This window comes from Sorangium sp. So ce381 (assembly GCF_051473845.1).
GTDB lineage: Bacteria > Myxococcota_A > Polyangia > Polyangiales > Polyangiaceae > Sorangium > Sorangium atrum.
Window position 1 is genome coordinate 4,152,331 of sequence record NZ_CP150336.1, and the last position, 13,023, is coordinate 4,165,353.

General features: G+C 72.3%; 15 protein-coding genes. 8 read left to right on the forward strand and 7 right to left on the reverse strand.

Features of this window, described 5'->3' with window-relative positions; translation table 11 throughout:
• The first annotated feature begins 18 nt into the window (after window positions 1-18).
• From WMF29_RS15785 to WMF29_RS15810, 6 genes are all read left to right on the forward strand, one after another.
• Window positions 19-1,482, forward strand: a complete 1,464-nt coding sequence (locus WMF29_RS15785; RefSeq protein WP_437329623.1) for a sigma-54-dependent transcriptional regulator — start codon at window positions 19-21, stop codon at window positions 1,480-1,482.
• An 85-nt stretch (window positions 1,483-1,567) separates the two neighbouring features.
• Window positions 1,568-2,959 (forward strand): TolC family protein, encoded by a 1,392-nt coding sequence (locus tag WMF29_RS15790; protein WP_437329624.1) that lies wholly within the window; start codon window positions 1,568-1,570, stop codon window positions 2,957-2,959.
• A gap of 99 nt (window positions 2,960-3,058) precedes the next feature.
• A complete protein-coding gene (locus tag WMF29_RS15795; protein WP_437329625.1) occupies window positions 3,059-3,850 on the forward strand; it encodes a cytochrome c biogenesis protein in 792 nt (263 codons plus the stop codon).
• 4 nt (window positions 3,851-3,854) lie between these two features.
• Complete coding sequence (locus WMF29_RS15800; RefSeq protein ID WP_437329626.1) at window positions 3,855-4,133, forward strand: CcmD family protein; 279 nt, start codon at window positions 3,855-3,857, stop codon at window positions 4,131-4,133.
• Window positions 4,133-4,276, forward strand: a complete 144-nt coding sequence (locus WMF29_RS15805; protein WP_272098058.1) for a hypothetical protein — start codon at window positions 4,133-4,135, stop codon at window positions 4,274-4,276. The genes WMF29_RS15800 and WMF29_RS15805 overlap by 1 nt, the downstream gene beginning before the upstream one ends.
• A gap of 79 nt (window positions 4,277-4,355) precedes the next feature.
• Window positions 4,356-5,495 (forward strand): acyl-CoA dehydrogenase family protein, encoded by a 1,140-nt coding sequence (locus WMF29_RS15810; protein WP_437329627.1) that lies wholly within the window; start codon window positions 4,356-4,358, stop codon window positions 5,493-5,495.
• Window positions 5,496-5,554: 59 nt separating this feature from the next.
• Here WMF29_RS15810 and WMF29_RS15815 read toward each other — a convergent pair whose 3' ends face one another.
• Both WMF29_RS15815 and WMF29_RS15820 read right to left on the reverse strand, forming a co-directional pair.
• Window positions 5,555-6,520, reverse strand: a complete 966-nt coding sequence (locus WMF29_RS15815; RefSeq protein ID WP_272098060.1) for an FHA domain-containing protein — start codon at window positions 6,518-6,520, stop codon at window positions 5,555-5,557.
• A gap of 259 nt (window positions 6,521-6,779) precedes the next feature.
• Window positions 6,780-6,929: a hypothetical protein gene (locus WMF29_RS15820; RefSeq protein ID WP_272098061.1), complete on the reverse strand. Its 150-nt coding sequence runs from the start codon at window positions 6,927-6,929 to the stop codon at window positions 6,780-6,782.
• 319 nt (window positions 6,930-7,248) lie between these two features.
• Here WMF29_RS15820 and WMF29_RS15825 point away from each other — a divergent pair, with 319 nt between their 5' ends.
• Both WMF29_RS15825 and WMF29_RS15830 read left to right on the forward strand, forming a co-directional pair.
• Window positions 7,249-8,457 carry a protein phosphatase 2C domain-containing protein gene (locus WMF29_RS15825; RefSeq protein ID WP_437329628.1) on the forward strand — a complete coding sequence of 403 codons (1,209 nt, stop codon included), beginning with the start codon at window positions 7,249-7,251 and terminating at the stop codon, window positions 8,455-8,457.
• Complete coding sequence (locus WMF29_RS15830) at window positions 8,454-9,179, forward strand: pseudouridine synthase (protein WP_437329629.1); 726 nt, start codon at window positions 8,454-8,456, stop codon at window positions 9,177-9,179. The genes WMF29_RS15825 and WMF29_RS15830 overlap by 4 nt, the downstream gene beginning before the upstream one ends.
• Here WMF29_RS15830 and WMF29_RS15835 read toward each other — a convergent pair.
• Genes WMF29_RS15835 through WMF29_RS15855 form a run of 5 tightly spaced genes read right to left on the reverse strand, consistent with a single transcriptional unit; the run spans window position 9,145 to window position 12,944 of the window.
• Window positions 9,145-10,248 (reverse strand): dipeptide epimerase, encoded by a 1,104-nt coding sequence (locus tag WMF29_RS15835; protein WP_437329630.1) that lies wholly within the window; start codon window positions 10,246-10,248, stop codon window positions 9,145-9,147. The two genes, WMF29_RS15830 and WMF29_RS15835, sit on opposite strands and share 35 nt — an antisense overlap.
• Window positions 10,249-10,273: 25 nt before the next feature.
• Entirely contained in the window at window positions 10,274-10,885 is a 612-nt protein-coding gene (locus WMF29_RS15840; protein ID WP_437329631.1) for a TlpA family protein disulfide reductase, read from the reverse strand.
• 20 nt (window positions 10,886-10,905) lie between these two features.
• The gene (gene fabZ / locus WMF29_RS15845) at window positions 10,906-11,373 is read right to left on the reverse strand and encodes a 3-hydroxyacyl-ACP dehydratase FabZ (RefSeq protein WP_272098066.1); all 468 of its coding nucleotides are present in this window, start codon (window positions 11,371-11,373) and stop codon (window positions 10,906-10,908) included.
• Between the two features lie 41 nt (window positions 11,374-11,414).
• A complete protein-coding gene (locus WMF29_RS15850) occupies window positions 11,415-12,023 on the reverse strand; it encodes an OmpH family outer membrane protein (RefSeq protein ID WP_437329632.1) in 609 nt (202 codons plus the stop codon).
• Between the two features lie 48 nt (window positions 12,024-12,071).
• A complete protein-coding gene (locus WMF29_RS15855) occupies window positions 12,072-12,944 on the reverse strand; it encodes a hypothetical protein (protein WP_437329633.1) in 873 nt (290 codons plus the stop codon).
• Window positions 12,945-13,023: the final 79 nt, after the last annotated feature.

Below are 13,023 nucleotides of genomic sequence, written 5' to 3' on the forward strand. Positions count from 1 at the left end.
CGCTCGCCGCTCCGCCTCGTGAACGCCGCAGATCGCGCCCGTATCCTCCTCGTCGACGACGAGCCCGCCCTGCGCCGCGGCCTGGCGCGCGCGCTCGTGCGCGACTTCGACGTCCTCACCGCCGAGGACGGCCCCGCGGCGCTCGGGCTGCTCGCGACGACCCGCGTCGAGGCGGTGCTGCTCGACCTCGCCATGCCGCGCATGAGCGGCGCCGAGGTGCTCGATCGGATCAGGGCCGCGTACCCCGACGTCGAGGTCGTGGTGATGGCCGGCCACGCCGACCTCGACGCCGCGATCGCGGCCGTTCGCGCCGGCGCGTACGGGGTCGTGACGAAGCCCGTCGACGCGGAGGCCGCGGTCGCGATCACGATCGAGCGCGCGATCGAGCGCGGTCGGCTCGAGCGCCGCGCGCGGGCCCTCGAGGAGCGGGTCGACGAGCACGAGCAGCTCGGCGAGGTGATCACGAGCTCCGCCGCGATGCAGGACGCCTACAGGAAGGCGCTCGGCGTGGCGGCCGTCGCCGCGCCCCTCCTGCTGGTGGGCGAGCGCGGGACGGGCAAGGAGCTCGTCGCGCGCGCCGTCCACCGGCGCGGCCCGCGCGCCGCGCGGCCGTTCGTCGCCGTCGACTGCAGCGCGCTGCCGCCGTCGCGGGCCGAGGACGAGCTCTTCGGCGAAGGCGGCGACGCCTCGCCGGACGGCCGCGCCCGCGGGGGCCTGCTCGAGGCGGCGGACAAGGGCACGCTCTTCCTCGACGAGGTCTCGGCGCTGCCGCTCGCGGCCCAGGCCAGGCTGCTCCGGGTCCTCACGCACGGCGAGATCGCGAGGGCGGGGGGCGAGCCGCGCCGCGTGGACGTGCGCGTGATCGCGTCGACGTGCGAAGGCCTCCGCGAGCTCGCCTCTTCAGGCCAGCTCCGGGAGGATCTCGCGTACCGCCTCGGCGTCGTCGTCGTCGAGCTGCCGCCGCTCCGGCGGCGCAGGGAGGACGTCGCGCTGCTCGCGAGCCACTTCCTGAACCGGTGCGCGCGCAGGCACGGGCGCGACGTCAAGCGGATCGGCCCGGAGGCGGCGCGCCTGCTCCGCGAGCACGCGTGGCCGGGCAACGCGCGCGAGCTCGAGAGCGCCATCGAGCACGCCGTGATCTCCGCGCGCGGCGAGGCGATCCTGCCCGCGGATCTGCCGCCCGCGGTGTCGGGGCGCTCCGGGCCGCCGCTTCGCCCTCCGAGGGACGCGCTCGTCTTGCCGGCCGAGCTCTGCGATCTCCCCTACGCGGAGGCCAAGGAGCGCGCCGTCGATGCGTTCGATCAGATCTACGTCGGGCGCCTGCTGGAGCGCACGGGCAACAACCTCAGCGAGGCGGCGCGGCAGGCGGGGATGGATCGCTCGAACTTCCGGAGGCTGAAGAAGAAGGTCGCCTCGCGCGGAGACGAGGCCGCGCAGGGGGAGACCGACGGGGCGGCCCCGGGCAAGGGCGGCGCGGGCTGACGCGCGGACACGTCGGCGCACGCGCGCACGTCGCGCGCGCACGTTGCAGAAGCGCGCGGCCGGCTCGTGCTACGTTGCGCCGAAAATGGCCCGACGCGCTGCACGAGCTGCCCTTGCTGCCGCCGCCGTTTCCCTCGCGGTCCGGCTGGCGCCGCTCCCTGCCGCCGCCGCCGACGCCGGCGGGGCTCCCGGGCGGCGGGCGGCGGTGGTCCACGATCTCCCCGGCGTCCTCGCGCTCGCCGACCGCAATCACCCGAACGTCGCCGTCGCCCGCGCGAAGCTCGACCAGGTCCGCGCGCAGCTCGACGAGGCCCGGTACGCCCCGTTCTCGCAGTTCAAGCTGACGGGCGGCGTCGCGCTCGCGCCGACCGTCCGCGGGAACAACGTCTTCAGCCCGAACACCGACGTCTCGCTCACCTCGAGCCTCGGGGTCGGCTGGCGCGTGAACATCGACGGCGTCATCCCGCTCTGGACGTTCGGGAAGATCACGAACCTCTGGGACGCCGCCGAGGCGAACGTCCGGGTGAACCAGGCGAGCGTCGAGAAGGAGCGGGACGCGGTGCGGCTCTACGTCCGCAAGGCCTACTTCGGCCTCCAGCTCGCGCGCGACTCGCGCAGCCTGCTCGTGGACGTGAGGGCCGAGATGGACAAGGCGCTCCGGCGCCTGGAGGAGCAGGTCGAGCGCGAGGAGGGCGATCCCATCGAGCTGCTCAAGCTGCAGACCTTCGGGGCCGAGCTCGAGGCGCGCGGGGCCGAGGCCGACAAATACGTCTCGGTCGCGCTGGCGGGGCTGCGCTTCTACACGGGCGTCGCGGATCTCGACATCCCCGACCTCCCGATCCGCCCGCCGAAGCACCGGCTCGGCCACGTCACCCGTTACCTGACCGCGGCGCGCCTGTACCGACCGGAGCTCGCGCAGGCGCGCGCGGGCTTCGACGCGAGGTCCGCGCAGGTGCGGCTCGCGCGCGCGCAGCTGTTCCCCGACATCGGCATCGCCGTGCAGGTCGGGGTGAGCGCCGCCCCGGAGGTCGCGGATCAGCTGAACCCGTTCACCAACGACCCCGGCAACTTCTTCCACTACAGCGCGGCGCTCGCGCTGCAGTGGAAGCTCGACCTCTTGCCGCAAGCGGCGCGCATCCGCGCCGCCGAGGCGCAGCTCGAGGAGATGGCGGCGACGCAGCGCTTTGCCATGGGCGGGGTCGCGACCGAGGTCGAGACCGCCTATGCCGAGGTCGTGGAGGCCCAGAAGCGGCTCGACGCCTACAGCAAGGCGACCAAGTACGGGAAGCGCTGGCTCGTGATGGTGCAGCAAGGAATCGACGTCGGGACGATGACGGACAAGGATCTCATCGATCCAGCCAAGGCATATGCCACGAACCGATTCAACCAGCTGAACGCGACGATGGATCTCGACATGGCGATGTCGCGGCTCGCGAAGGCGACCGGCTGGGACGCCATCGCGCCGGACGGCACCTGAGCGAGGGGGCGGCCGCGCTGAGGCACGCGCTGCGTCGCTCGGCTCCGCGTCACCCCGGCTTGAACGCGACCGTCCTTGGCAGTACGGTGCGCGGACAGCATGGGAGCCAACGTCAACGTCGAGCAGGCGCCGCACAAGGTGGCTTTGGCAGCGAACGGTGATGCGGCGCGGCGCGCGGCGAGCGGGGCCTCCGCGGGCGCCAGCATCGCGTTTTACGTCCTGCTCGCGGCGTCGGCCCTCGCCATCATCGGCACTCTCCACTTCGTGGCCTACGTCGTGCCGACCGAGGCCACGATGGGGATCGTGCAGAAGATCTTCTACTTCCACGCCCCCGCCGGGTACGCGATGTACATCGGCGCGACCGTCTGCTTCATCGGCTCCGCCGGCTACCTCGCGCGCGGCACCCAGCGCTGGGATTCGCTGGCGAAGGCCGGCGCCGAGGTCGCCGTGGCGATGGGGCTGATCGTCCTCGTCACCGGTCCGCTGTGGGCCGCCAAGGCGTGGGGCGTGTACTGGACGTGGGATCCGCGCCTCACGACGTCGCTGCTCAGCGTGCTTATCTACATCGCTTACGTCGTGCTCCGCGCCTTCACCGGCGACAGCGACGCCGAGCGCAAGTTCGCGGCGGCCCTGGGCGTCCTCGGCGCGGCCAACCTGCCGATCATCCATTATTCGGTGAAGATGTGGGGCGGTAACCACCCCACGGTCATCACGGGCAAAGGCGGCGGCCTCGGGCACCCCGACATGAAGATGGCGCTCGGCTTCGGCTTCCTCTCGTTCACCCTGCTCACCCTCGCGCTCGTGTGGGCGCGCTACCGCGTCGATCTCGCGTCCGCGCGGCTCGCGGAGATCGAGCAAGAGGCCCTCGAAGCCGGCATCGGAGAGGACTGACAACGTGAATTCCCATCATTCCTTGTTCTCCCATGCGGCGTTGCAGCAGCCGACGAGCACCGCGTCGGACGACCGGTCGCAGGCGTTCCGCCCCGTCCAGGGGGGGAACGACATGCAGAGCGGAGAGAAGCTGCTGGTCGAGGCGTACGCCGCGATCTGGCTCATCCTCTTCGCGCTGGTCTTCCTCTCCTGGCGCCGGCAGAAGCAGATCGACCGGCGCATCGACGCGCTGGAGGCCGCCGTGCAGAAGGCGCGGTCTGGAGCAGGCCAGGGGGCGAGCTGATGCCGAACCTGGGGGAGATGACCCCGCAGCACGCGCTCTACATCCCCGTGGTGCTGATGCTCGGGCTGATCGTCGGCTACATCCTGGGCAGCCGCGCCGTGCGGGCCGAGCTAGAGCGACGTAAGCGCAGAATGAAGCAGTGACGGGGGCGCAGGCCCTCGTCCCGCGTAGCTGGCGGGCTCGGTGAGCGCCGTCCCCGCCCCACGAGCCGGAGGTCACAAGGTGGTCGATTTCTCTGTGAGCGAAGAGCACAAGGCTCTCATCGATACGGCGCGTCGCTTCACGAAGGAGCGCATCCTCCCGATCGCGGCCGAGTGCGATCAGAAATCGTACTTCCCGATGGATGTCTTCGTGGAGGGCTGGAACATCGGGCTCGTCAACCCGACCTGCCCGGCCGAGTACGGCGGCCCGGGGATGGGCGAGCTCGAGAACGCCCTCCTCGCCGAGGAGCTCTCGTACGGGTGTACCGGGATCCAGACGAGCTTCCTGGCGAACGGCCTCGCGCTCACCCCCATCAAGCTCGCCGGCAGCGAGGAGCAGAAGAAGAAGTACCTCGGCATGCTCACCGCCGAGCCGATCATGGCGAGCTACTGCACGAGCGAGCCGGACGCGGGCAGCGACGTCGCGGGCCTCAAGACCCGCTTCACGAAGCACGGGGACGACTACGTGCTGAACGGGCAGAAGTGCTGGATCACGAACGCGAGCTACGCGCGCTACTACGTGATCTTCGCGACGTCGAACCCGGAGCTGCGGCACAAGGGGATCGCGGCGTTCATCGTCGACCGCGACACGCCCGGCCTCCGCGTCGGCAAGAAGGAGGACAAGCTCGGCCAGCGCGCGAGCGACACAGCCCAGGTGTTCCTCGACGATGTGAAGGTGCCGAAGGCGAACCTGCTCGCGCCCGAGGGGCAGGGCTTCAAGCTCGCCATGGAGACCTTCAACCAGACCCGCCCGGACATCGGCGCGGCCGCGACGGGCCTGATGCGGCGTTGCGTCGACGAGTGCGTGGCCTACGCCAAGGAGCGCAAGACCTTCGGCCAGCCGATCGGCAGCCACCAGCTCATCCAGTGGATGCTCGCGGAGATGGCGATCCGCGTCGAGGGCACGCGCCTGCTCTACCAGAAGGCCGCGTGGAACCTCGATCACGGGGTGCGCGACCCGATCGTCTCGAGCTTCGCGAAGGCCTACGGCGCCGACAGCGCCATGCAGACGGCCGTGGACGCCGTGCAGGTGTTCGGCGGCAACGGCTACGTGAAGGAGTACCCCGTCGAGAAGATGATGCGCGACGCGAAGGTCCTCCAGATCTACGAGGGCACGAGCCAGATCCAGCGCCTCGTCATCGCGCGCCAGCTTCTGGCGTAGCGCGCAGCGCATAGCGCGCCGCGAGGGCGCGCCAGCGGCCGCGAGGCGCGGCCGGCGTGTCAGATCTGCGGGTGCCAGATCAGGGTGAGCTCGGGGCCGAGCGTGAGCGCGAGGCCCTCGGCGGGCACCATCACGCGGCGGACCTTCTGGCCCGCGAACCTCGTCCCGTTCGTCGAGCAGAGATCGAGGGCCATGATCTCCGTGCCGTCCCGCAGGAGCAGCAGGTGGGTCCGCGAGATGTGCGTGCTCAGGACGGCGCGCAGGCCGCGGTCCAGGCAGTTGTCGGCGCGCCCGAGGAGCACGCCGTCGTCGAGCGCTTGCTGGGGCAGCTCGACCGCGGCGCTGCGCTCGCTCGATTGCAGCGTGAGCCGCACGTACCCGCTCTTCGCGCGCGGGGCCACCATCTCCTCGATGTGCGAGACGGGGCGCACCGACGTGATGTGAGAGATCTCTCCGCGGGCGAAGCGGTGGCTGGTCGTGATGCCCTCGGTCGCCGCCGGCGGCGCGGCGCCCTCGCTGACGGCCTTGCCCGCGATGCTCTCGATCCCGCGCGGCGGCTCGCTCATCCCGCACGAGCTCACCTCCAGCGCCCTCGACGAGGCGCGCGGCCCGACCGGGAGCCCGCCGACCACGTGCTTGCCGATGCGCACGAGCAGCGGGCCGCTGACGACGATCGACCGCCGCGGCACGTCATCGTCCACGAAGAAGGGGATCGAGGTCTGCAGATCCATGAGCCGCAGGCCGAAGGCGCCGTCGGGGAGGTTGCAGCAGGTGGCGACCAGGTGGCGCACGCAGACGTCGTCGCCCGACGCGAACTTCATGTCGCAGCGCGGGTGCGAGCCGAAGACGGCATACGCGCCGCTGTTCGCGGGCAGGTCCAGCCACGCGACGTCACCGCCCGACACCCGGAACAGCCGGTACCCCTCGCTCATCGGCGACTCGGGAGGGTTCAGCGCCATCACCGCCTCGGCGGTGGACAGGGCGCGCCGCATGGTGGCGACGTCGATCCGCGGTTCTACCGTCATCGCGCGCTCCACGAGCGGCGCGAGGTCGCGCGCCCCGCAGTCCGCGTCGGACCGCCGAGCTCGAGCGTGAACGGCGGAGTCGCTGCGCAGGCCTCCGGCAGAGCCGCGGCAGGAGCGAGCGTGGTGGATGTCAGACAGCGGCGAGGCCTCATGCGGTCGAGCCGAATCCTACCGGAATTTTTCGTCTGGGGCTCTTTCGCTGCGCGCCCCGAATCTGCTGTGGCCGGCGGGGCTCAGGTCGAGACGACGGCTGTCCGGCTCAGCTCACGCCGACGCTGACCTCCGCAACGAGCTCGCCACCCCAGCGCCAGAAGGCCACCGAGCGGCTGAACAGGACGATGACCTCCAGCCCGAGCCCTCCGCCCAATTCGAGCCGAAAGCGCCCGACGTCCACCTCGATGAGTTGCATGCTCCCCGAAGACGCGAGAGTCGGGCCAACCGTGGATCCGTGCGCGTTGCACGCTGGTGTGTCCGCCGGAGGCACGGCCTCGCCGCGGCCGGTGCGCAGGGCGCGCCGGCCCGCGCCGGCGGGCCAGGGCGACGACGCGCTGCGCGCCGCCGCGCGAGGGGGGCAGCGGGGCGGCGACGTGGCGCGCGCTCGCGGCGGGGGCAGGGGCGAGCGCCGGCGGGCGCAGGCGAGCGGGCGCGGAGCCGTCGCGGAGCCGTCGCGCGGTCGTCGACAGCCGCGCCATTTTGACGCCGCCCGCACGGTGTCTATCCTGGTCGCGGTGTCCCGGATCCTCCCACGCTTCGACTATCGCATCGAGTTCGCCGCATCGACCGATGTCGGCCTCGTCCGCCCGAGCAATGAGGACCGGATCCTCTGTTGCCCCGAGCTCGCCCTCTTCGGCATCGCCGACGGGATGGGCGGCCACGCCGCGGGCGAGGTCGCGGCTCAGATCGCCGTCGACACGGTGCGCGCCGAGGTGCTCGGTCCGCCCGCCGCGGCCATCCTCGACGCGTACGTGGCCGACCCGAACATCGAGGCGCGGCGCGAGGTGTTCGCGCTGCTCCGGCGCGTGGGCGAGGCCGCGCACGCGGCCATCCTGGAGGCGCGCCGCACGGAGCCGAGCTACCAGGGGATGGGCACGACGCTCGATTTCGTCGTGCTCGCGCACAGCCGGGCGTTCTTCGCCCACGCGGGCGACAGCCGCGCGTACCTGGTTCGCCCGACGACCACCGTCCAGCTCACCCAGGACCACGCCCTCTACGATACGCTCCGCGCGGCCGGCAACCCGACCCCGGCCAGGAAGCCGCAACGGAACCCGCTCGTGAACGCGATCGGGCTCGCCGGCACCGTCGCGGTCGACACCGTGTTCGTCGATCTCTCGCGCGGCGACCGCATCGTCCTCTGCACCGACGGGGTGCACAACGCGGTCGACAGCGAGGCGGCGCTCTCCCGCTTCTGCTCGAAGGGCGGGCCCGAGGAGGTCGCCGCCGGCCTCCTCGGCCACGCGCGCGAGCGGGGGGGCCACGACAACGCGAGCGTGATCGTCATCGACATCAAGGAGCGCTTCGTGAAGCGCGCGGACGACGCCGGCCCGTCCTCGCGCGATCTGTCGGTGCTCTCCGCGTGCCCGCTCCTCGCCGGCATGAGCCCCGCGGCGGTGCTCGGGGCGCTCGCGGCCGGCGTCGAGGTGGAGCTCTGCGCGGGGGATCGGATCCCGCGCGACGTCGCCAGCGATCTGGTCGCTTACCTGGTGCTCGACGGCGCCGTGAACCTGCCGGACGGGCGGCGCGTCGGGTCCTCCGGGCTGCTCTTCCCCGAGTCGCTCGTGGGCGCGCGGCGCAAGGGCGATCTGCCCGTGGCCGCGGCGCGCACGCGGCTCATCCGGATCCGCAAGGACGATTTCGCCGAGGTCTGCGAGCACGACGCGGATCTCGCGGCCGCCCTCTACCAGCGGCTCGCGCGGTACCTCGCGCTCGGGACCGGATGAGCGGGGCCGCGATGCAGCTCTCCCTGCTCCACCTGGACGATCGCGTCGCGGCCTTCGCGAAGCCGTCCGGGCTGCTCGTGCACCGCGGCTGGGGCAGCGCGCCGGTCGTGTTCGTCGACCTCGCCGAGCGCGCGCTGGGCCGGAAGGTCTATCCGGTCCACCGCCTCGACCGGGCCACGAGCGGCGTGCTGCTCGTCGCGCTCGACTCCGCCGCCGCGGCGCTGCTCGGCGCGCAGTTCGAGCAGGGCCTCGCGCGGAAGCGCTACCTGGCGCTCGTCCGCGGCGTTCCCCCCGAGCGCGGGTGCATCGATCACCCGATCCCGCGGCGCGAAGGGGGCCCGCGCGTCCCGGCCGTCACCGACTTCGAGCGCCTCCACGCGCTCGAGCGCTACGCCGTCGTCGAGGCGCGCCCGCGCACGGGCCGCCTGCACCAGGTGCGGAGGCACCTCAAGCACATCAGCCACCCGATCATCGGCGACGTGAACTACGGCAAGGGCGAGCACAACCGCCTGTTCCGCGAGCGCTATGCGCTGCACCGCCTCGCGCTCCACGCGGCCGAGCTCGCCGTCGCCCACCCCGAGACGGGCGCGCCGCTGCGCCTCGCCGCGCCGCTGCCCGACGACCTGCGAGGCCCGTTCGATCAGCTGGGCGTGCCGGCGTGGATCGGCGCCGTCGGCGACGCGACAGCTAGCCCGCCCCTGGATCGCGGCGCTCCGGGGTGACGCCGTGGCCGGCGCGGATCCCCTCGAGGGAGAGCGCCGGGCCTCGCTGGACGAAGCCGCCGTCGAACGGGTTCTCGGCGAGGAACATGGGCGTGTCGAGATCGACGAACGAGAACCCGCCGAGGCCGGCGGCGAAGCACGCCGACGCCGTCATCGCGAGCACCGACTCGACCATCCCGCCGATCATGAGCCCGAGCCCCGCGGCGCGTGCGACCGCCGCGATGTCGAGCGCCTCGGCGATGCCGCCCTTCATCAGCTTGATGTTGACAACGGTCGCCGCGCGCTCGGCTGCGACGCGGAGGACGTCCTCCGCGGAGGCGGCGCTCTCGTCGGCGGCCACGTCGACGCCGGCGCGCCGCGTGACCTCCTTCATGCCGTCCCAGTCGTCCCGCGGCACCGGCTGCTCCAGCAGCGCGACGTCCGCGCCGAGCCGGCGCGCGTGCGCGACGAGCGCGAGCGCCTCGCCCGCCGTGAGCCCGCCGTTGCCGTCGAGGATCAGCGACGCCCCGGGCGCGGCCGCGCGGATCGCCTCGATGCGCGCCGGATCCGACGCGGCGAGGCGGCCGCCGACCTTCACCTTGAGCGTGCGGAATCCCATGCCCGAGGCGCGCCGCGCGGCCTCCTCCGCGCGCTCCGGCGAGCCGGTGGTGATGGTGATGTCGGTCGTGAGCGCCGTCCCGGAGCCGCCGAAGAAGGCCCAGAGCGGCATGCCGGCGCGCTTCGTCAGCGCGTCGAGGATCGCGGTCTCGATCGCGCAGCGCGCCGCGCCCGCGCCACCCCCGGCCGCCGTGTGGAGCGCGCGCGCGACGGCGCGCCACGCGCGCGCGTCCGAGCCGACCACGGCCTCGCGCAGGGAGAGGGCGGCCGCGCGCGACCCGTCCTGCGTCTCGCCGTTGAAGGCGGGCAGCGGCGCCGCCTCGCCGAAGCCGAGCGTCCCGTCGGCGAGCTCCACGGTGACGAGGAGGTTCGCCGCGCGCTCCTGCGCGCCGCCGGCGATGCCGAACGGCTCGTGCAGCGGGATGTCGAGCGCCTCGACCGAGACGCGCCGGATCAGGGTGGGGGTCGTCAAGACGGGCGTCGCCTCCTCGGGAGCCTCAAGGGGATTGGCGGCCGCCGTCGGCGGGCGGCGGAGCGGCCCCCGGGCCGAGGAGCGCCTCGATCTCCCGGGAGATCTTGTCCTCCTCGCCATCCTCGTAGCCCGCGTGGATATGGCGCACGACGCCGCCCCGATCGACGACGAACGCGGTCGGCATCCTCCGCGGCTTGTACGCCTTCTCCGCGCTCTGGTCCTTGTCCCAGAGGATCTTGAACCTCACCCCCGCCTCGTCCGCGAACGCCGTGAGCTGCTCCGTCGAGACGTCCTCGGGCGCGTCGAGGGAGACGGCGAGCACGGCGAGATCGCCGCCGAAGCGGTCGAGGAGCGCCTGGTACTTGGGGAACGACTTCCTGCAGGGGCGGCAGTAGGTCGCCCAGAAATCGACGATCACCACCTTGCCGCGCGCGTCCTTGAGCGTAGGGGGCCCCTCGCCGCTCACGACCTCGGCCGCGAGCTCGGGCGCCGCCGAGCCGATCAGGCCGCCGCCCGTCTCGGGCGCCGGGGGCGCGAGGGGCGCGGCGCCGCCGCAGCCGCCCGCGAGCGAGAGGGCGAGCGAGGCGCAGAGGGCCGCGAGGACACGGGCGAACGACGGCGATGGACTGGGCCTCATGACGAGATCTCCCTCCTCGATCAGGGCTCGCGATCGACGATGGAAGCGAGCATCTCTCCCTCGGCGCAGAGCGTCCCGTCGACGCTCGCCTCGCCGCGCAGCTTCCAGACGTTCGAGCGGTGGTGCAGCACCTCGGCGTAGAGATCGAGCCGGTCGCCGGGCGTCACGGTGTGGCGGAACTTCGCCTTGTCGATGCCAAGGAAGAACATGAGGTTCGACGTGGCGTCGAACGGATCCGACGCGTAGGCGAGGATGCCGCCGAGCTGCGTGAGCGACTCCAGGATCAGCACCCCGGGCATGATCGGCCGCTGGGGGAAGTGCCCCTGGAACCAGGGCTCGTTGTAAGCGACGCACTTGTAGCCGCGGATGCACTTGTTGGCGGTGATCTCCGTCACCCGGTCGACCATCACGAGGGGGTAACGGTGCGGCAGGATCGACAGGATCTGATGGATGTCGAGCGTGACGGGCGCTTGGGTTCGGTCAGGCAAGGCCGGCTCCTTTCCGCGGTGTGGAGCGCGCGGGCGGCGCGCTACTTCGCGTCGTCCTTCTTCTCTGCCTTGTCGCCGCCGGCGTCGTCCTCGCCGCCGCCGGTGTTGTAGAGCTGGATGACCTGCTCCGTCAGGTCGAGATCGGCGCGGACGTACGGGGCCGCTTGCTTGTCGAAGATGATCTCGTAGCTCGACTTCTTCGCGATCCTGCCGACGATGAGCATCATCTTCTTGAGGATGGGCCCGGTGAGCTCGCCCTGCTTCTTCTGGAGCTCCTTGTTGTAGTCGACGAACACGGTCTGGAGCTCGACCATCTGGCGCTGCCAGTCCTCCATCCGCTTCTGGAGCGACTCGCGCGAGAGCACGCGCGACTGCTTCTCGATGTCCTCGCGCGCCCGCTGGAGCTCGGTCTGCTTCGCGTCGAGCTCCTGCTGCCGGCGGTCGAAGAGCTTCTTCAGCGTGGCCTGCGCCCGGATGCCGTCCTCCGTCTGCATGACGGCGTGCTGCACGTCGACGACGGCGATCCGGGTCTCGGCGGCGGCGACGCTCGGCACGGCGAGGGCGAGCGACACGGCGGCGGCGCGGGCGATCCGGACGAGGAGCGGCGCGGACCGATGCGCGGACCGATGGACAGGAGAGCGGGCGACCATTGGAGCCGATTACCTGCCGCGTGACGGACGGTCAAGGTGTGCGGCGGATCAGAGGCACTTGCCCGAGATGCAGCTCTCGCCGTCGGGGCAAGGCTCGTCGAGCGAGCACTCCGGCGCGACCTCCTCCCGCGTCTTGCAGAACCCGTCGTCGCAGCCGACGAAGCGGCTGTCGATGAGCTGGCAGGCCCGCGTGTTCTCGCACGGGTAGTGGCAGTAGCCGTCATCCATGCACTCCTGGCCCTGCGCCGCGCAGGCCTTGGCGCCGCAGCCGGGCTGAGGAGAGGGGTCATCCATGCACGCGCCGGTGGCCGCGTTGCACACCTCGCCGGGCGCGCAGTCCGCGTGCGTCGCGCAGCCGGTGGTGCAGGTGCCGTCGACGCAGACCGCGCCGCCCTCGCACGGGGCCGCGTCGCTGCACGCGGGGTTCGCGGGGTCGGGGACGCAGACCCCGCGGTCGCAGCGCGTGCCGGGCTCCGCGCAGGGCGCGGCGTTGGAGCAGCCATCGGCGCACTCGCCGTTCACGCACACCCTGCCGTCGCCGCACTCGTAGCTGAACTCGCACGCCGCGATGCAGAGCCCGTCGACGCACCGCGTGCCGTCCTCGCACGCGCCGTCGCCCTCGCAGGGACACGTGGTGAGCTCCGCGTCGCACTCGGTCTCCGCGCCGCCCGTGCCCCCCTGGCCCGCGCCGCCCTGACCCGGGTCTGCAGGACCCGCGCCGCCCCAACCGCCGCTGCTGGTGTCGACGTCCGGCTCCACGGGGCGACACCCGTAGCCGTCGCAGAGGAAACAGTTGTCGCCATCGGGGTCGCACTGGAGCGACGCGTCGCCACAGCCGCCGCAGCCCGTCGCGGTCGCGGCGATCATCAGGAACAGCGCGCCTCGACCCAGGATCTTCGCAAGGGGGGAATGAAGAAGCATCGAAGTCCTCCAGCGGCGGCCGGCACCGGCGCGGCCTTCCCGCACGACTACCATGACGCGCGCTAACACGCAGCGTGCC